The organism is Heliobacterium chlorum, assembly GCF_014502795.1.
Lineage (GTDB): Bacteria > Bacillota > Desulfitobacteriia > Heliobacteriales > Heliobacteriaceae > Heliobacterium > Heliobacterium chlorum.
Map to the genome: position 1 here is coordinate 72,468 of NZ_JACVHF010000006.1, position 18,756 is coordinate 91,223.

Sequence of the window (18,756 nt, forward strand, 5' to 3'; positions counted from 1 at the left end):
AAAATTAAAAATACTGTCAATCTATTCAAACATATTAATCACACTTAAATGTCCGCTGTTTACCCATAATTCTCCATGTATTTTTAGATTCTTAACGATCTTCTAACTCTCTACAATCCTGATCGCAATCGCAATTACATAATCTAAACCGGTTCATTAAGGTATAATTTTTCTAATTTCCCTGATGCTTCTATAATGTATTCAAGTTAAAAAGCGAGTCTAACTCATTCAGTAATGGTTAGGCTCGCTTTCTTTACTAAAGACATTTTATAAGTTTTGGTACGATCGCTCAAAGACTCATAATGAGAATGTGTAAATATTACGAATGCGTGTTTCGAAAAACAAATCGAGAGAGCAACCCTTGAATCTTCTGTCTAAAAGTGACCACAAGAACCTGCACTTCCTCCACTTTCAACAGCCACATGACTAATAAATAGATAAGAAAACCTGCTGAAATAGCTCCGGTAAGTTGGAGCACTTTGTCTATTTCCGTAGTCCCACCAAGATAACGGAAAAGCAGGCGGTCTATTTCTAATACGGCAAAACCCATCAGCACTGCTGCCAGCGCAGATTTTCCCAAGAGTATAAGTTGTCCTTTCAGCGCCCAACCTCCGACACGTCTCCAGAGAATCCAGCCGAGGATAAGCATATTGATCATCGTCGCCAGGGATGTAGCTAGAGCGAGACCGGCGTGAGACATAAACCGTACCAGGACAAAGTTTAGAATGATATGCAGCGTCACACTGACAGCACCGACTTTAACAGGTGTACTCGTATCCTGTAACGCATAGAAGACCCGGGTGATCAAATCTCGTATCGCGCTGGGGAGAATCCCTAGTGCATACCAAAAGAGAGCTATTGCTGTAGCAGCCGTATTCTCCGGTGTAAACTCGCCTCGTTCTAAAATGGCCCGGACTGCTGGCACTGACAGGACCATGAGGCCTACGGTGATGGGCGTCAGAAGGAGGGAGTAATAATTAAACCCTTTACTCATCGTCCGCTCCAGTCCCGCCTGGTCATTCTGAGCTGCCAAGGCAGACAAAGCTGGAAAAATCGGAATGGAAATGGCCTGGACGAAAATCCCCATGGGAAGCTGCATAATCTGATTGGCGTAATTCAAGGCGGTAATACTCCCACCCGGTAGTTGAGAGGCCAACATCCGGTCGATGAGAATATTGGCTTGTCCGATGCCAACGCCGATCAGAACCGGAACGATAAGTACTCCGATCTGGCGCACTAATGGATCTTTTAAATCGAGGACCCACTGGTAGCGAAACCCTAACCGGGGTACAGCCGGAATTTGAATGAGCAACTGTAAAAACAAACCTGCCAATGTGCCTACAGCCAGTGCATAAATCCCTAATGAAGGCTCTAAGAACAAGATGGAGGCCACAACGGTGAGAGAAGCTAAGGCTGGACCGATAGATGGCAGAATAAAATGATCAAAGGAGTTTAAGATACCCGATGTAATCCCGCTCAGACAAGCAAAAAGTAATGTGGGAAACATGATCCGCATCAGTTTTACCGTCACGTCCAAACGTTCTCCGGCAAAGCCAGGCGCCAGCACATCCACGACAAATGGAGAAAAAATAATACCCAGTATTACGAGCGCAGAAAAGAATAGAAGGATAGCATTTAAGACTGTCGAAGCGACGCGCCATGCCCGTTCTTTTTGCCCGTTGACAATCAGCTGGGTGAAGGTCGGAATAAAGGCCGCTAAAAAGGCTCCCGTCATGGTAATGCCAAAAATATTCGGGAGCGTATACGCCACCAAATAAGTATCGACCAGTTCCGCCGGAAAATGGCGGGCTGTCAACATCTCACGAATAAAACCGAAAAAACGCCCGGCCAAGGTCACTACCATAATGAGTGCCGCGGCCTGGGCGATGCGTTTTTCTTTAGCCATTCGTCTCCCCACGCGTGGTTCCTAAAAAGGAACTCAAATACTTCTACATATTTAGCCTTTATCAACCCTTAAACAGATCCAATTTATCCTTCTTTCTAGGTAACCAAATGCCTATACACCGCTTGAGTTCTTTCAGCCATGCGTTGAGCGGTAAAACGCTCTTCAATCGTCCGCTTGGCTGCTTCGCCGAGGCGCCGGGTCAAGCAGGGATCTTCCAAAAGACGAAGCAGCGCCGCGGCTAAGGCCAAGGAATCCATCGGCGGCACGATAAGACCATTTTTCCCGTCCGATACAATCTCCGGATTTCCGCCAACAGCGGACACTACAGCGGGACAGCCGGACAGCATGCTTTCCATTAGAGTCAAACTCAGCCCCTCCGAAAGAGAAGGAAGAGCCAGTATATTGATTGCACCATAAATATTTGCGATGTCTTCCCGGAACCCAGTAAAATAAAAATAAGAATCTAAGCCTTCATCCCGGACCAAGGCTTCCACTTCATCCCGTTGAAAGCCTTCGCCTACGATCAGGTAACGAACATCACGATTGATTTTAAGGATCTCCTTCGCCGCGGCAACCAAGTAAATATGTCCTTTAACCGGGTGAAAACGGCCCACCATACCGACTAGAGGCACATTATCCTCGATTCCTAATTCAGCCCGCAATGTAGTTGAGATACTTTGGCGAGAAAACTTCTCCTCGTCCACACCATTATGAATAACGGTGATCTTCGAGGCCGGAATGCCAATGTCACAGAGATTCTTTTTTAGATACTCAGCAACGACCACGTACCGATCAGTAAGGCTCGCCGTCATTTTTTCGGACCAGTGATTGATAAATCGAGATAGGGGATCTGGATAATCATTTTCCAGTACGCTGTGCACCGTGGTTACGATACGGGAAACACCCGCTAATTTTGCCGCGACGCGCCCAATCAAATTAGCCCGCACACCATGGGTATGGACAATATCCGGATTTACCCGGCGAATCAGCTGGATAATTCCCCAGTAAGTGGTCAAATCCACCTTAGATTTCATCGGAACTGCCGTGGCCTGGATTCCCTGCTGCCGGGCGCGTTGGACAAGCGGTGCCGGAAAAAGGCAGCACAGATGCAAGTCCACCTCTTGCGGCGAAAAATGTTTGGCCAGGTCCAGGATGTGAATCTCGGCGCCGCCGATTTCCCCACCGCCGATAATATGTAGTACACGGATAGGCCTGGACATGGACTCTCCCCCATCGCCAGAAATCATCTTTCATTATATCCGGGAACTGGCACTAAAACAAGCATATCGATTAACCCGATAAAATAATAAAAAACCGCGCAAGATTACTTGCACGGTCAAACGTTTCGAAACCCATATTGGATTTATTCATCTACTTTTTCCGCAATGCAGTAATTGTTATTCCAAGTCAAGCACCATCTATAACGTTAATATTTTAATAAATAAGTGAGAAAGGCCATGTTATAATAGTTGTTATGCTCCAAAATCTCTAACATTTGATCTTTAAACGATTGAGCATGTTCAACGTTTCGTGAAAACAAATAGATAACCTTGATAACATGATCGACTGTAAAACCTTCCTTATGATAGGCAGAAATTCCGACGAGATGCAGTTTAATTAAAGTATAGTACAATACCATGACAAAATACCATTTGAATAAAGAGTTGGTATCTTCGTAGGGATAAAACCGCAAAAGTGTGTGATTGATTAAATAGTTCTCCAGAATACCCTCTGGATTTACTGTAGAAGACTTGAAAATATCCTCATGTAGGGCAGTGTATTTGTTGGCAAAGGTTTCGTCGTTTTGATCGGGCGCCAGTCCCAACCCTTCAAAAACCTCGGTATATAGTTGAAAATAGCTATTCTCTTGTGTCTTTTCAGAAGCACGGGCTTTCACGTATAGGTTGAAAAGATATGACAATACTGCCGTTGTAGTGCCCTTGATCATGTCAGCAGGAATCTTTACCGTAATATTATTTCCCCGCCCAAACTTCTCTTCAAAGGACTTCATTATTTTAATAATATTATTTTTACTATGCACTTTTTTCTTTTGTACTTCATTAAAAAATAACCCAAGTATCAAAAGTCGATCTTTGAGTGCATAATTATGATTTTGCAACCATCGAATCGTAAATTCCCTCAAATAATAAAACGATCTGGAAACATCGTTTTTCGATTTATCGACTGTATAAATATGAGAGCTCGTATTTCTTGTTACAATCCTGTTCGGCACTTTTTGAAGTAGCAATTGATTAGGTTCAAGCAAGGCTATCCTTGCCACGACAGGGCAGGACATTGTACATACAACCTCTAGTTTATCGTCGATGACTTTTGCTACCCTGGGATACATGCTGCAAATATCCGGAATATATTCTTCCCCTACTTGCTTTTGAATTGAACACATCTTTTCTGAATCAAGGAAGGGGCAATAGGTGCTTTTTCCCATGAGGATTCGAGCAAACTTAACTTCCTTTTGATTTTCTTCGTGTGGCACAATGTATTGTTCAATGAGATTTTTTAAAGACTCATCTGCTATCGTACAATACTTTGTAAAAGTGCGCTTATCAACGTCAATATCCCAGTTTGCACAGCATGTATCCTCACAATCAGAACCAGTACAAGAAAATTTTCGCATGTAAGCAGGTGCATAAACTCCAGTAACTTTTACATCTATATTCATTAGCTTGCTCTACCTTTCAGATTCTTTTTTCGGACTAACCATAAAGTCTACTCTATTTTAGTATAACATAAAAGCTAGTTTACGAGCACAATCTTCTTATTCAAATTCTTCTTCGAAATAAATACAGCTATAGGTTTTTCGGTAATGTCACAATAAAAGAAAAACTGTACCGACATTTCGATACAGCTTAACAGCTCTTCCTATGAAGATGCCGCATAGGCCCAGGGTTTTTCAAACCCGTAAACTAGATTCTGATGACGTACTAAGGCGTCCATCAGATCATCACGACAGTCAGCGAGCTTACTTTTCGCACTCAACAAATCCGCCTGTGTCGCCATGCCGATCTCGAACTTCACTTGTACGACTCGTAAGTCTTCCTCCGCGACAGCCAGCTTTTGTTGGGATGCTTTATAGAGATCCTCGACTTGTTTCGCCGAATAGTAGATTGTTCGAATTACCTTATCCATCTGTTCACGTGTGCTTTGAGCAGAGACAGCCGCTTTATCGATATCGATCTCCTTGGCTTGGGATGGTTCTGTCCGGGACTGACTCGCAAAATTATAGGTGTCGTAAGCGATCTTTGCCAAGTCCACGTTCTTCTCGGCCAGCCATACGGTCGGGCTCTCATCTAGCTTTCTGGCGACTTCGTTGTCCAGGTTATCTATTTTAAGCTCTACAAACTGGGGTTGATCCGTAAGGACGGGTTTTGCATCGACTGCGATCCCCAGATGGCGGTTGAACTTTTGATAAGCGTCATTTAGAGAAGCCTGTGCTGCTTTCAAAGACTCTTCGGATGCGTTTACAGAAAGCATGGCTTGTTTTCGATTGTAATCGGATGTACTCCCCACTGTGTATCCAACAACTGAATTATTGTATTGAGCCCTGATGTTATCCAGTCGAATCTGTGCGTTTTTCACTTTTTCTTGCGCTTGCAGCAAGCCATTATAGAGCTGATAGGTTTGCATCACTATGGTATCTTCAGTGGCAGAAACGTTCTTGCGCGCCGACTGCCAGTTTATGTAAGCCTGGTTCATGCCCATATAGACGGAGTAAGCCGCGTCCGATGTAGTCGTATCGGTAGGAATGCCGTGGTTTGTATCTAAGACCCGTTGACCCATAAATTCGTGCACTTTTTCACTGCGATCGAGACTGAGTTCAGCGACCTGAAGGGACTTACTGTTGAGCTTAGCCTGTTTTAGTGCTTCTTCGAAGGTGTACGTAGGTTGCTGCGCCTGCACATCGGCGTATGCTACGGGAACGCCGAGATTGACAGTCGGCAGGAGGCAAAACGTTGCGGTCACGATGGAAGCGATACAAGCAGTAAGTTTACGCATACTAAACACCTCTTAGTTGGCCAAATGGCAAAGAGGCGAAAGCCGGGTTCTGATGTGAAACCCGGCTTTCGCTCATTTAGGTATTGGGAGAAAATCTTAGTTGCAGGTTACGGTTTGAGTAGCGGCATCCCAGTTGAGGGTTACGCCGAGAGCTTGAGCAACCCAGCGGACCGGCAGCATGATGCGACCGGGTTCAACGATTTCGGGAGCTACATCCATGGATACGGGGATACCGTTGATGCTCATTTCAGTGCTACCAACAGTCAGTTTGACGGCACGGTCGCCTTTGAGCAGGACTACGCTGCGGTCAGCGGCGTTGTAGACGATGTTGTTGTCTTCTACGCCGACAGCTTTAGCTACATAGCGGAGGGGCACATAAGTGCGATCGTTTTTGATGTACGGAGCAGCGTCCAGAGCTACTTCTACGCCACCGATGGTCATTTTGGCATCGCCAATTTTGAAGACAGCGGTGCGTTGCTGTTCGCCAGGAGCAGGGGTAACGACTTTGGCAACTACACCCTTAGCAGCCCAGCTTTGATCGAACTCGCCATTTTCCAGAAGGCTGGGGTTGCCAGCGGACTTGTCGTTCTCAGCTACGGCAGTACCTTTGACCTTCATTTCGATGTTACCTTCAGCAACAGAGCGGTTCAGGTCGATTTTGGCGCCAGAGATCTTGATCTTGGCAGCTTTGGTGCTGGCAGACTTGACAGGAACAGTGACAACGTTACCGTCTTTGCTGATGTTGTCTTCGTCGATGTCGAGGTTACCTTCGACAACTTCAACTTTCGGAGTATCGCTCCATTCTACATCATCAGGCAGTTCAAAATTGAGTTCGTAGCCGTTTTCATCGTTGATGGTGCCGGCTTTGGTCTCAGTGACATAGATGTCGCCCAGCGCTTGTTCTTTGATACCAACGCGGACTTCTTTGGAATCACTGGTTACTGCTACAGGGCAGTAAGCTTTACCAAGGATAGCTTCGCCTTCTGCACCGGCTTTACCGGAGACAGTCGCTTTGATATCGCCGGAAGCGTTGGCTTTAGCGGAGACTTTGAATTGAATTTCCATTTCGGCTTTGGTGCCGCCAGCAGGAGCGTTGTAGGTGAACTCATAGTAGCTGTCTTCACCGACGGAAGCAGGCTTAGTGGCGCGGGCATCACCTTTGGAGAAGGAAGCATCGGTGACTTTTACCCAGGAGGGGAAGTCAACGCGAATTTTGCGTCCGTCAACGAAGGAACCGGCAATGTTTTCTTTAATGCGAATTTTGGCCAGCTCTTCGTCTTGACGTCCAGCCATGACGTCTTTAACGTCTTCAGTGGCTTTGACTTCAGCACCGAATTCAGCATAAGTAGCGATGATTTGATCGGTGTCATCAATATCGGCGGCTTTGCCGTCGATCGATGCTTCCACATCGCCGAACTTAGCGTCAGATTCAGGGCTGATGACCGGATGGATTTCGATGATACCACGGTCTTGTCCGGCTGCATAGTTGATGGTACCGTAAACATCCAGTTCGTTGTCGTCAGCGTCGAGTTTGCTGATGCTCAGGTTGCCGCCCTTGTAACCAGCGATACCGGTGATTTCGGTGGTGTTGGTACCGTCACCGTTTTTGACGCCGTTGGTGACCCATTTGAAGTTGGAGGGCAGTTTTACCTTAAAGAGCAAGGAGTCTGCACCAATGTCTCCGAGTGAGCCAGCATAACGCTCCTCGATACGGATGATGCCACCGACTTCTTTGCCGCCGTCGCCAATGGTTTCAACTTTCACAACAGAAGCGGTGGTCTTGTCGCCGGAAGCTACGCGGCCAACAACGTATTTACCGCTGGTGGCACCGGATTCCATTCCGTCAACAGAAACTTCAATGTCGCCGCCGTCAAAGCCATCGACTTTGATGTTCGGGGTGAAGTAGATAGCTTGCTGGTTAGCATATTCGAAAGTACCTACAACTTCATCGGGCAGAGTAACGGTTACGGTGTAGTCACCGCTAACGCTTACGGTAGTCGCATCGCCAGCAACTGTTTTGTTGTTGATGAGATCCTTAAATTGGATCATTTTAGCGGGATCAGTGTCAACGAACTTGATGCCGGAGGGAAGAGAGATGGTGAAGGATTTACCTGTTTTCAGATCATCGGTGAAATCACTGTCTTCTTTCATGAGCAGTGTTCCCAGGTTTACGCCGTCCGCAGTGTCAGAAATGGTGGTTACAACGGAAACGTTGTTGTTCGTCATTGCGAACGCAGGAGCTGCCATGCTGGCCAGCAGACCTGCAGTGGCCAGAGAGGCAAAAAACTTTTTCGTGTACACCTATGTTCCTCCTCATATTCTTATCTAGGCTCTTAGCCGGAATCTTCATATCGGTTATGGGCGTTTAATTTGCCACAAACCAACTCTATTTTCCAGCCTTGCACCTTTACGTATTATTTGACCTCAATCTTTCCGTAAAAGTTCCGTCATTACAAAAAACTTTTTTAAAAAAAATTAGCGGAGGATCTTTTTCCCCCGCTGGCGACTCGTAAGTTGTTAAGTGTTATTATTAGCACCCGCATAGGCCCATGGTTTTTGCAATGCATACATCAGATTCTGATGACGAATTGTGATATCTATTAGCGTATCCTCCGCATTTGCCAACGTCGTTTCTGCTTCGGTTACATCGGCTGCCGTAACTATCCCGATTTGATATCGCAACTTGGCAACTCGTAAAGAGGTTTCGGCGACAGTCTTTCTTTGTTGGGCGGCATCGTGCTGATGTTCTAGTTGCTTGATTGAGTAATAGAGGGTACGAACCAGCTTTTCCATTTGTTCCTTGGTCCCGGCGGCTGACCATTTGGCTTTGTCTATGTCGATTTCTTTGGCTTTGGAAGGCTCTGAACGATTCGGATTGGCGAAGTCGTAGGCATCGTAGATCGTTTGTGCGAGATCTACTTTCTTCTCAGCCAGCCAGATAGATGGGCTGTCACTCAGGGCTTTCGCGACGATCCCGTCAAGGTCATCATCCGTAGACAACTCATATTTTGGTGCGTCAGAAAGAACCGGGCGGGCGTCGGGAGACAGATGTTCCAATTGATTGAATTTCTGATAGGCATCGCTCAACGATTGTTCCGCAGCGTTAAGACTCGCTTCTGCCGCGATTTTCGCGACGAGAGCTTGTTCGAGCCCATTTTTATCGATCAACCCGGCTTCATTTAGCGCCTGTGCTTTCGCGTATTGAATACGTGCATTTTTTAGGGTGGATTCGGCCAGTTCCACTTTTTCTTTCGCCTGGTAAAGACCATTATAGGTTTGATAGGTCTGCATGACCAACGTATCTTGCTGAGCGGATAGATTTTTCTTCGCCATTTCCCAGTTGATATTCGATTGCACCAGACCGAGAAAAAGGCTATAGGAAGAATCGGGAACGCTCCCCATGGGAATTCCACCAGCGACCGTTGAAAGCCGTTCACCGGTAAAGTCACGGACTTCTTTACTTCGGTCGATATCTAACTCGGCAGCACGAAGGGTTTCGCAATATGCTAAGGCTTGGTCAACGGCCTGCTGAAGCGTAAACGCAGGTTGGCTATCCAATTGAGCTTCTGCAAAGGCTGGCAATACGTTTACACCGATCAGTACCGAGAAAATGGTGATGACGATAGTCTTTTTTAGCATTTGGTTCTCCTCTGGTCGTCAGTCATTATGTACCCATAACAGGGAGAACAGAAGCCGGGTATTCCCGGCTTCTGTCTAATGGTTCTTAGAGGGGCAATATACAAGAGTAAACTTAGTTCAGGGTTACCGTTTGAGTGGCACCATCCCATTTGGCGGAGATGCCCAGAGCCTGAGCGACCCAACCCACAGGGAGCATGACACGACCGGGTTCAACGATTTCAGGAACTGTATCCATTTGGATGGTAACACCGTTGACAGTCATCATGGGGCTGTTAATGGTCATTTTGACGACACGGTCCCCTTTGATGATGACAACACTTTGAGAATCGGCATTGAACATGATGTTGCTTTCAGATACACCGACAGCTTGGGCTACAAAGCGGACAGGCAGGTAGGTGCGGTCGTTCTTGATATAGGGAGCAACGTCCATAGTGGATTCGACACCGCCCAGGTTCAGCTTGGTGTCACCGATTTTGAAGATAGCGGTCCGTTGTTGTTCAGCAGGAGCAGGAGTAACGACACGGGCTACTACGGCACTCGAAGCTGTAGATTGGTCAAACTCACCTGCGGCGAGAGTCGCACCGGATTTATTGTTTTCAGCAACGGCAGAACCTTTGAGGTCTAGTTCGATGTTGCCTTCAGGTACCATACGGTTCAGGTCAACTTTACCGCCGGAGATCTTAATTTTACTGGGCTTGGTGCTGCTGGATTTGACGGGAATGGTCACTTTATTGCCGCTCTTGCTGATGTTGTCGCTATCGATATCCAGGTTACCTTCAACAACTTCCACAGTCGGGGTGCTGCTCCATTGAACGTCATCCGGCAGAGCCAGGACGAGTTCGTTGCTGCCATTTTCGTCGCTGATAGCTCCGTCTTTAGTTTCCGTGACATAGATGTCAGAAAGGGGTTGATCTTTCACACCGACACGAACTTCTTTAGCATCTGCAGTGATGGTGGCCGGAGTGATCGCTTTGCCGAGAACGGCTTCACCGGTGGCGCCGGCTTTACCGGAGACGGTGGCTTTAATATCTCCGGAAGCATTGGCTTTGGCAGATACTTCGAATTTAATTTCAAATTCAGCTTTGCCGCTGCCGGGTTTATTGTAGGTGAATTCATAGTAGCTGTCGGTACCGCTGGGAGCGCTAGCTGTAGCATTTGCGCCGCCTTTAGTAAAGGTTGCCTTCGTTACTTTGGCCCAGCTTGGGAAATCAACGCGAATTTTGCGACCGTCTACAAAAGCACCGGCGACATCTTCTTTGATGTTGATTTTGGCCAGTTCTTGGTCGAAGCTGCCTGCAATCACATCTTTCGCATTATCAACCGCTTTGACTTGACCGCTGTAGTCGGCATACTTGGCAATGACGAGGTCGGCACCGTCGATATCGGCAGCTTTACCGTCAACGGAGGCTTCTACATCACCGAATTTTGCGTCCGAATCAGCACTGATTACGGGATGAATCTCAAAGATACCGCGGTCTTGTCCGGGAGCATAAGCAATGGTACCGTATACACTCAGTTCATTGTCGTCGGCTTCCAGTTTGCTGATGTTCAGGTTGCCGCCTTTGTATCCTGCAATTCCGCTTACGGAAGTGGTGTTGGTGCCATCACCGTTCGATTGATTGTTTTCTGTAACCCAGTTGAAGTTAGAGGGGAGTTTGATTTTGAAAAGCAACTGATCAGCCCCACCAACTTGAGGAACGCTACCAAGGGAACCTGCATAACGTTCTTCTACACGGATGATACCGCCAACTTCTTTACCACTGTCTCCGATGGTTTCGACCTTCACGACAGAAGCGTTCGTTTTGTCTCCGGTAGCAACTCGACCGAGGACGTATTTGCCGCTGGTTACACCAGATTCCATGCCGTCAACAGTGGCTTCGATGTCGCCGCCGTCAAAACCGTCTACTTTAATGTTCGGTGTGAAGTAAATGGCTTGTTGGTTCGCGTACTCGAAATTGCCGGCGTCTTCAGCGGGCAAAGTTACGGTAACTGTGTAATCGCCGCTGACACTGACTGTATTGGCATCGCCAGCAATGGATTTACCAGTGGTGAGGTCTTTGAATTTAACCATATTGGCAGCAGTTTTATCGTCCAACTTGATACCGGAAGGAAGCGTGATGGTAAAAGATTTGCCTTCTTTCATATCGTCAGCGAAGTCGCTGTCTTCTTTCAGGAGCAGGGTACCCAGGTTTGTATTTTCAGCGGTATCGGAAATCGTGCTGACGACAGAGACGTTGTTGTTGGTCATAGCAAATGCAGCCGGGGTCAACATGGAAGTCATAACGACTGCGGTCGAGACGGTTGCAAAGATTTTTTTCAAGTTAGTCACGTAATTTCCTCCTAAGTTTCTCTCATTTAGTGATTGTGAGATTTACCTCTTGTTGTTGCGGATAACTACCTTGGGCTGGCAGCATCCCCCCTTTAATGCAAATTGTTATTCTTTAATTGGAATTGGTTTCAGCGACTGTTTGTTTGTCGTCTGTCATATAAATTCGACTGTCGCCGTTTCTTTGTGTCCATCGTATTCAACCATTTTTTTCTTAACCATGGACACGATGATAAGTGTGTACGGGAGTTTCGATTGCTTATATAATGAAAGTAATTCATTTAAGCAAAGGAGGGTTTCTATGTTCTCCCGGTTTTTCACTAGTATATTCGCGCTTTCGCTCCTATTTCTGTCGGTAGTCAGTCCCGCGGTTGCCAGTTCGACTTGGCAATCTATGAGCGGAAACGGCTATGCAGAAGTATATCCCGCACCAAAAGGCTCTGTACAGGAACAATATCTGGTTTTATTGGATGGTAAGCTTTATGGCGCGGGCGTCGACAACAAACTTACCTTGCTGTCTGATGACGCGATCCGGCAAGTTTATGCAACACCTAGCGGAGATCTCTACGCCTTGAAAGGAATGGACAAGCAGTCCTTGTACATAGGTAAGTGGGATCCCCTTCAATCCTCCTGGACGAAGATATGCTCTGCACCTCCAAACACGGACCGCTTCGCTGTCACCTCGAGTGGTGCGATTGTATATGGTGTCTTCATCTATGACACTCATATCCGTAAGTTAGCTATGACCCTGCCGGACCAACCGAATTGGATACAAAAGAACGAAACTGGCGGTTATCGGTTTGCGGCTACCCCCGACGGGATCGTATTCACCCGGGAAGAGGGAGAAGTAGGGAATAAGCGAAGCGCAGACAATGGAGTCACCTGGCGTAAGATTCTAGGCGTTGACACCTTTGAACAGTTCTTCGTTTCACCGGCCTATAACGATGATGCTACTGTCTTCTCCATCAGCAGTCACGGTCAGATAAACCGGTCATCAAGCCGTGGAGAAACATGGGTAGAAATCATGGAGGGCATCGAAGGAAACAGAGCTCTCAATGTACTGGCATTTTCACCGAATTACGCCCAAGACAAAACTATTTATGCCGCTGATAAAGACGGTCGAGTTTTTTCCTCTGACAACCGGGGCAATTCATGGAACCCTCTTTCTGTTCAGCTTCCTAGCGGTACAACCTTGAACAGCATAGTCGTATTGCCAAATAAGAAGCTGATCGCTGGAACCGATCACGGTATCGCTCAGTTGGTAGACGTAGATATAGCTCCTGCAAAACCAGCGCCAACCTTGAAAACCATGGCAGCTAAATTCAGATTGGGACAAGACACTTACCAAGTCAATGATGATCGCTGGCTTATGGATGCGCTCCCTTATTACAAAAATGACCGTGTCTATGTACCGGTCCGCTATCTCGCCAAGGCGCTCGGGATTTCCGATAAGCAAATCCTCTGGGATCCCGATGCAAAAACGGTCACGCTAACCCGGGGTGAAACAAAGGTCACTCTATTTTTAGATAGAAAAGTCATCATCGTGAATGACAAACCCACTCTGATCGATGTATATCCGGAAATCACGAACGAGCGGGTTTACTTGCCTGTTCGATGGGTGGCAGAAGCCTTCGGAGCGAACGTATACTGGAACGCCGACGAAAACAGCGCGAGCATCATTTATCAAAAAGTACAGGAATGAGTGGAACTTTCCACTCATTCCTCTTGTCTAAAGTAATAACACCGGATCCTGCGGTGATTGATGGAGGAGAGAACCCTGTCCGAGCTTAAAGATCTCATCCTCGCCGCCCAGTCCGGAGACCGTCAAGCCTTCTCGCAACTGGTTGAGTTATATCAAAGCCGTGTGTATGGTTTGGCCGTCCACCTGACGGGTAACCTAGAGGACGCCAACGACTTGGCACAGGAAGCTTTTATCCGGGCCTATCGGTATATCGGAAGTTTCCGTCATGAGTCTGAATTTACGACATGGCTTCATCGTATCACAGTGAACACGTGGATCAACATGAGCCGGAAGAGCCGCGGTGTTGTCGTAGAGTCGCTGGATCAAGACTGGAACGACGATACTAAGGTCAAACGAGAAGTGGCAGCGACGACCGGGGATCCTTTAGAAGAGTTTGAAAACAGCGAGTTTAAATCGATGGTTCGATCAGCTCTGAAGGAAATGACGGAAGAGCATCGCACTGTTTTGGTCATGCGTGAGCTGTACGGCTACTCTTATGAAGAGATCGCTGAGGCGACCAATACCTCTTTAGGAACGGTAAAGTCCCGTATCAATCGAGCGAAATCTCAATTTCGCAGTACCATTTCTTCTTTAGCCGGTAAGTTCGGCATCCATCTACCTGCCGAGTCAAAACAAAGGGGGTGAAGCATCATGAAGAAGGGGCGTAGCGACAACTCAAACATCACCAGTGAATTTGAATTGTGGCGGCAGGCTGAACTAGCGTTACGTCAGCTTCCGATGGAGATGCAACCACCTGTTGGTTTTGCCAGCCGGGTGATGGAGCGGATAGACCAAGAACCCCTTTCATCTGTTAATTCTCCAGCGCATTCGATTTCCATTTCAGCAGTTCGACGCTGGTTGCCGTCCGTTGCTGTTCTTTTATTAACACTTGGCGTTGGCGGCGGAGCTTATGTGGCAATGGATAATTCCACTTCGCTCGTGCCTGCCGAGAAAATCGCCATACATGACCCCGCCTATACGGCTGGACAGACCGAAACGAATCATCCTTCATCCCCTCCACCTTCAAACGTCTTACCGAATGAATCTACAGTAAATGATCATCCTCCATCTACGGAGAAGTCCAATCCTAATTCTTCGGCAAACCAGACAACGGTCACAGATCGTACTACTACAACGCCCCCGCCTAGTTCGACATCGTCTTCTTCCCGCGTAAGCGGTGAAAAGACGGGCGAATCGCAAGTTACCCTGCTAAGCAAGCCGATGGTTATCAATCGAACCCTGCTACGCTACCGGGTTAACGCTCTTGATGCAAGTGCGGATAAAATCAAACAAACAGCACAGCTTTTCAATGGTACTTTCAGCAGCTTAGGTCTTCAAGAATCAGAAGGGATTAAGGTTCAAAATATCATCGTAAAAGTTTCTCCAGAACGAGCTAAAGAATTTATCAGTACTATCCAACCAGGCCCATTGTTGGAGAACAAAAACGATAGTCAAGACGCAACGAATCAGTATCAAGATATGTTGAATCAACTAAACTTCCTCAAAGGCCAAATGGCTTCAACACCTTCAGATCAGCAAGCTGTTGTTAGCTCCAAGATTCAAAGTTTGGAACGTCAGCTAACCGTTATTTCACAGGATTCGGCCTTACAAACGATTGTTATCTGGCTAGAAACAGAGAGTGGACAGTGATATCACTGTCCACTCTCTTCTTTTTGATAGTGTTCTATTGCTTGAATTACTTGTTGTAGTAGAACTACAGCCATCGCCCGGGTTGCTGGATGCTCTGCTTGGTATCCTTCCGGCCCAAATTCTCCTTCTATCCAACTGGGCCAGTAACGAGGGGGTATATCCGATTTAGACATCTTTGATTGCGCGATTTGAATCAATTCAGATTGGGATAACTCGCTCATCCCTGTCGCTTTTTCATAGTCTTCCATGCCGAATAGACGCGAGAACATGACATTGAAATCTTGTCTTCGAATCGACCTATCCGGTTGGAAGGTTCCATCGGGGTAGCCTCGAATCAGACCCATGCGCCGGGTCTTGTTGAGTGCCTCTTCCGCCCAGTGTCCGGAAACGTCTTTAAAACTATAATCTCTCCCGGCCGGAATCGCCAGATATCGTCCGGTGACTTGCCCCGATAGCGAAGCCGCAACGATTTGAAATCCTGTCTCGCCTAGCCGAGGTTCTGCAGCCCATGCATAATAGCCGTCAGGCTGAACAGGGACATGAATCTTTTCGTTCCCTAAGCTGGGGTAAATCCAGATGTCTTTGCCATTTGTTTTTCCTAGGATCAACAACTTCTGATCCATCGGAAGAACGGACGCCGTTAGAGAAGGCTTTTCGTTCGGCTTTTGAAGTGTATTTTTTATGGAGAGAGATGCAGCATACCGTTGATTCGTATCGGCTTTTTCAAAGACAGGCACCCACTCGACGGTTTGGCCTGGATGAAGCCATTCTGCTGGGATGGGCAGTCCGTCATAATTGAGAGATGTCAGGGAAAAAAGCCGGATATGTACGTTTTGATCCGTCAAGATTTCTTTTTTCGATAGATCGACGCGCTGAATCAAACCCACAGAAACAGGATCGGTTTCCACAACTCGCACATTCTGAATCCGGTTGTCCAGACCAAGGGTGATCCATGCCCAGCCTCCTATTGGAATCGCCGACATTTCTACAGGCATATTCCATCGTTGAATCGCAGCTCCAGGATTCAGTAGAGAACGATGCAAACGTTGAAACTGATCGGCAAAGTATACCTGTCCGTCTTTGGCCGAAACATAGATGATTTTTCCCCACAACGCCCGTTCTGTCGCTATGACTCCGTAGGCTTTGTATTCCCGCGATAGAAGATTTGCTTGAACATAGTCCCCCATGCGCAGATCTTTTAATTCTATCTCTTCCCCATCTCGGCGAATTGTAGATCCCGGCATCACAGAGATCGTTCCGAATCCCTCGATGTTGAATTCTCGGTTTTGATTGGTTTTGGTAACGAGCCCTTGAACCACCGTTCGGAGAACTTGAATATTTGTCACTTCAAAGGTCTGGGGATCGATGGTAAGTCGCAAATCACTGCCTGGAAGGATTGAATCGGAAAGGCGATTGCCAAAGATGGGTCCGGGTACATCCGCCTCTCCGAGTGTTTCGTTGATGATTTCCACAGGAGTGTCGGCGCGAGCCCGATAAACTTTCTTCTGTCCGATCAGTGTCAGTTGTTCTTTTTGGCTCAACCATTCTTCCAGTTTTCCATCCACTCTAGTATACGCAGCTTCAATCTTCATGGCTTTCTGGCTCGGTGGGTGCAACCATACGAGAGTACTGGAACCCTTTGCATCCGTAGGCCACAAAGGGCTCGTCTTACCATTCACCTGAATAGAAGCTTTGGGATCGATGGAATATCCCTGAAAGAGCGAATCGTTCCGCCTAGGAACAAGTACGTTTTTTCCCCCGATAGAGGCTACATCGGCACCCTGTAAACGGACAGCTCGAGCAATTCCGTATCTATTTTGAGGTCCGTCATATACCTGGGCGCCTACAGGTATAAGGCCGGTAGTGTTTTTCGCTAGACTATCATTGAACACGATTCGAAGGGGCTTATCATCTTGGTTTTTCGCTGAATAGGTCACGACGGGTTCTTCGACAAGCGGTTGTCCCATCACCAGGGCGAATCGCTGATGAGGCACCGTGATCGATGACCCGGTTACGGTAATCCGGTACCGTCCCGAAACCGGATGAGGAATGATGACTTGTTCAACGTTGTTTTTATGATCACCGTTCTTCATTCCCATATGAGCATTCCCGGTGTACAGAACTCCATCAGGCCCAGTAACTGTTAAGTCGAGATCGTTAACTAATTCCCCGCTGTCCTTTACGGGATCGATCCAGCTTAAGGTGACTTTTACGGGGGCACTTTCTGTCCACGGCTTAACGTCGAATGTCTTCGTTTCCCCATTTGTAATTTCGGAGTCGTTATCGACATAGGTAAAACTCTTTTCTCGAAGTGCGAGAATCGTCCGTCCTACATCCAGGATTCCGAAGCCTTCACTGTTCGGCTGACTATTGGTTTCGTTGTTCTGTCCCATGCTTTCCGCTTGGCTTCGAGCTCCGTTAATCAGGGCTGCCTTCAGCAATGCGGAGGATGGCATCGGGTAATCTTCCTCCCTGAAATACTGTCGAAGTAACGCTGCCGCACCTCCGGCGGTGGCTGCAGCCATGCTTGTTCCTTGCATCCTTTGATATAGATGAGCTTCATCGTCAGCCATACCAGGCACACGCGGGGCCGTTGAAACGATGCCTACTCCCGGTGCTGTTAAATCCGGCTTTATTCGGCCGTCCGCAGTTGGTCCCCGGCTTGATAGTTCAGCGATTTGCTGAGGTTCTGTTGTTAAAAGAGAACCTGCGGGGCGAACGCTCGATGAGGCGCCGACGACTAATGCGTTTTTGCTGTTGGCTTCACAGGTCAGAGAGTTCGGTTGCGGTCCGCCGTTGCCAGCTCCAAATATCACTAAGAGATCGGTATATCTATTTAAAAACCGATCTGTCTCTCGTGCAATTCGGTTATATTTATTGCCCGGCGTCCCCCATCCGTCCACATGAATATGTGCGTTTGCCTTATAGGCTGGTTCATAGAGCCGGCTCACATCTTCTGGAGGTGATACTTGCCCTTGCGAATCGATAATTCCTTGAATATATAAACTGGCTTCCGGCGCCATCCCCTTGTATTTTCCTTGAGATGCGGCGCCGGTTCCTGCGATTATCCCTGCCATGTGCGTACCGTGCCCGGTCGTATCTTCTGTCGGTCCATAAGCCCAAGATTTTAGATTTAGCACTTTGGGAAAGCGACCCGGTTTATTTTGAAAATCCGGGTGTAAGTGGTTGATATCTCCACTGTCTAACCCACTATCGGCGATAGCGATGACTTCACCTTGTCCTTGTATTCCTGTCGAATGTACCACTTCGGGAACGGCGACTAATGAAGCGCCGATAATGTCTCGCGTACGATCGTTCAGCAGGGTTGGGTGACCCTGATCGAAATCAATAGCCTTTCCTTCTGTGAAAGGCATCATCGGCGTTACGCCTGAGAGAATAGCACCCACAAGCGTTACGCTTAAAAACCTATACTTAATTTTCCTTATATCCATATAAGACATCTCCCAAACAGGGATGGGT

The 18,756-nt window shown here is 47.3% G+C and carries 11 protein-coding genes; 3 read left to right on the forward strand and 8 right to left on the reverse strand.

Annotated features, from left to right (window positions below):
* Window positions 1–319: 319 nt before the first annotated feature.
* The 7 genes from murJ to H1S01_RS08195 form a co-directional block, all read right to left on the reverse strand.
* Window positions 320–1,906, reverse strand: a complete 1,587-nt coding sequence (gene murJ / locus H1S01_RS08165; RefSeq protein WP_188039600.1) for a murein biosynthesis integral membrane protein MurJ — start codon at window positions 1,904–1,906, stop codon at window positions 320–322.
* A gap of 95 nt (window positions 1,907–2,001) precedes the next feature.
* Complete coding sequence (locus H1S01_RS08170) at window positions 2,002–3,126, reverse strand: glycosyltransferase family 4 protein (RefSeq protein ID WP_188039601.1); 1,125 nt, start codon at window positions 3,124–3,126, stop codon at window positions 2,002–2,004.
* Window positions 3,127–3,332: 206 nt separating this feature from the next.
* Window positions 3,333–4,586, reverse strand: a complete 1,254-nt coding sequence (gene fliB / locus H1S01_RS08175) for a flagellin lysine-N-methylase (protein WP_188039602.1) — start codon at window positions 4,584–4,586, stop codon at window positions 3,333–3,335.
* Between the two features lie 200 nt (window positions 4,587–4,786).
* Window positions 4,787–5,920 carry a TolC family protein gene (locus H1S01_RS08180; protein ID WP_188039603.1) on the reverse strand — a complete coding sequence of 378 codons (1,134 nt, stop codon included), beginning with the start codon at window positions 5,918–5,920 and terminating at the stop codon, window positions 4,787–4,789.
* Window positions 5,921–6,016: 96 nt separating this feature from the next.
* Complete coding sequence (locus H1S01_RS08185) at window positions 6,017–8,221, reverse strand: copper amine oxidase N-terminal domain-containing protein (protein WP_341479060.1); 2,205 nt, start codon at window positions 8,219–8,221, stop codon at window positions 6,017–6,019.
* Window positions 8,222–8,437: 216 nt separating this feature from the next.
* On the reverse strand, window positions 8,438–9,559 hold the full coding sequence (locus H1S01_RS08190; RefSeq protein ID WP_188039604.1) for a TolC family protein: 1,122 nt from the start codon (window positions 9,557–9,559) through the stop codon (window positions 8,438–8,440).
* Between the two features lie 112 nt (window positions 9,560–9,671).
* Entirely contained in the window at window positions 9,672–11,888 is a 2,217-nt protein-coding gene (locus H1S01_RS08195) for a stalk domain-containing protein (protein ID WP_188039605.1), read from the reverse strand.
* A 298-nt stretch (window positions 11,889–12,186) separates the two neighbouring features.
* Between H1S01_RS08195 and H1S01_RS08200 the strand changes: the two genes are divergently transcribed.
* Genes H1S01_RS08200 through H1S01_RS08210 form a run of 3 tightly spaced genes read left to right on the forward strand, consistent with a single transcriptional unit; the run spans window position 12,187 to window position 15,276 of the window.
* Complete coding sequence (locus H1S01_RS08200) at window positions 12,187–13,587, forward strand: copper amine oxidase N-terminal domain-containing protein (protein WP_188039606.1); 1,401 nt, start codon at window positions 12,187–12,189, stop codon at window positions 13,585–13,587.
* 60 nt (window positions 13,588–13,647) lie between these two features.
* Window positions 13,648–14,271: a sigma-70 family RNA polymerase sigma factor gene (locus tag H1S01_RS08205; RefSeq protein WP_188039607.1), complete on the forward strand. Its 624-nt coding sequence runs from the start codon at window positions 13,648–13,650 to the stop codon at window positions 14,269–14,271.
* Window positions 14,272–14,277: 6 nt separating this feature from the next.
* A complete protein-coding gene (locus H1S01_RS08210; RefSeq protein WP_188039608.1) occupies window positions 14,278–15,276 on the forward strand; it encodes a hypothetical protein in 999 nt (332 codons plus the stop codon).
* Window positions 15,277–15,278: 2 nt separating this feature from the next.
* Here H1S01_RS08210 and H1S01_RS08215 read toward each other — a convergent pair whose 3' ends face one another.
* Window positions 15,279–18,653 (reverse strand): S8 family serine peptidase, encoded by a 3,375-nt coding sequence (locus H1S01_RS08215; RefSeq protein ID WP_188039609.1) that lies wholly within the window; start codon window positions 18,651–18,653, stop codon window positions 15,279–15,281.
* Window positions 18,654–18,756 lie beyond the last annotated feature (103 nt).

Coding starts and splice junctions, on each gene's coding strand:
- fliB (WP_188039602.1), bottom strand. CDS start 4,586: ATGAATATAGATGTAAAAGTTACTGGAGTTTATGCACCTGCTTACATG.
- H1S01_RS08205 (WP_188039607.1), top strand. CDS start 13,648: ATGGAGGAGAGAACCCTGTCCGAGCTTAAAGATCTCATCCTCGCCGCC.
- H1S01_RS08190 (WP_188039604.1), bottom strand. CDS start 9,559: ATGCTAAAAAAGACTATCGTCATCACCATTTTCTCGGTACTGATCGGT.
- H1S01_RS08215 (WP_188039609.1), bottom strand. CDS start 18,653: ATGATGCCTTTCACAGAAGGAAAGGCTATTGATTTCGATCAGGGTCAC.
- H1S01_RS08210 (WP_188039608.1), top strand. CDS start 14,278: ATGAAGAAGGGGCGTAGCGACAACTCAAACATCACCAGTGAATTTGAA.
- murJ (WP_188039600.1), bottom strand. CDS start 1,906: ATGGCTAAAGAAAAACGCATCGCCCAGGCCGCGGCACTCATTATGGTA.
- H1S01_RS08200 (WP_188039606.1), top strand. CDS start 12,187: ATGTTCTCCCGGTTTTTCACTAGTATATTCGCGCTTTCGCTCCTATTT.
- H1S01_RS08180 (WP_188039603.1), bottom strand. CDS start 5,920: ATGCGTAAACTTACTGCTTGTATCGCTTCCATCGTGACCGCAACGTTT.
- H1S01_RS08170 (WP_188039601.1), bottom strand. CDS start 3,126: ATGTCCAGGCCTATCCGTGTACTACATATTATCGGCGGTGGGGAAATC.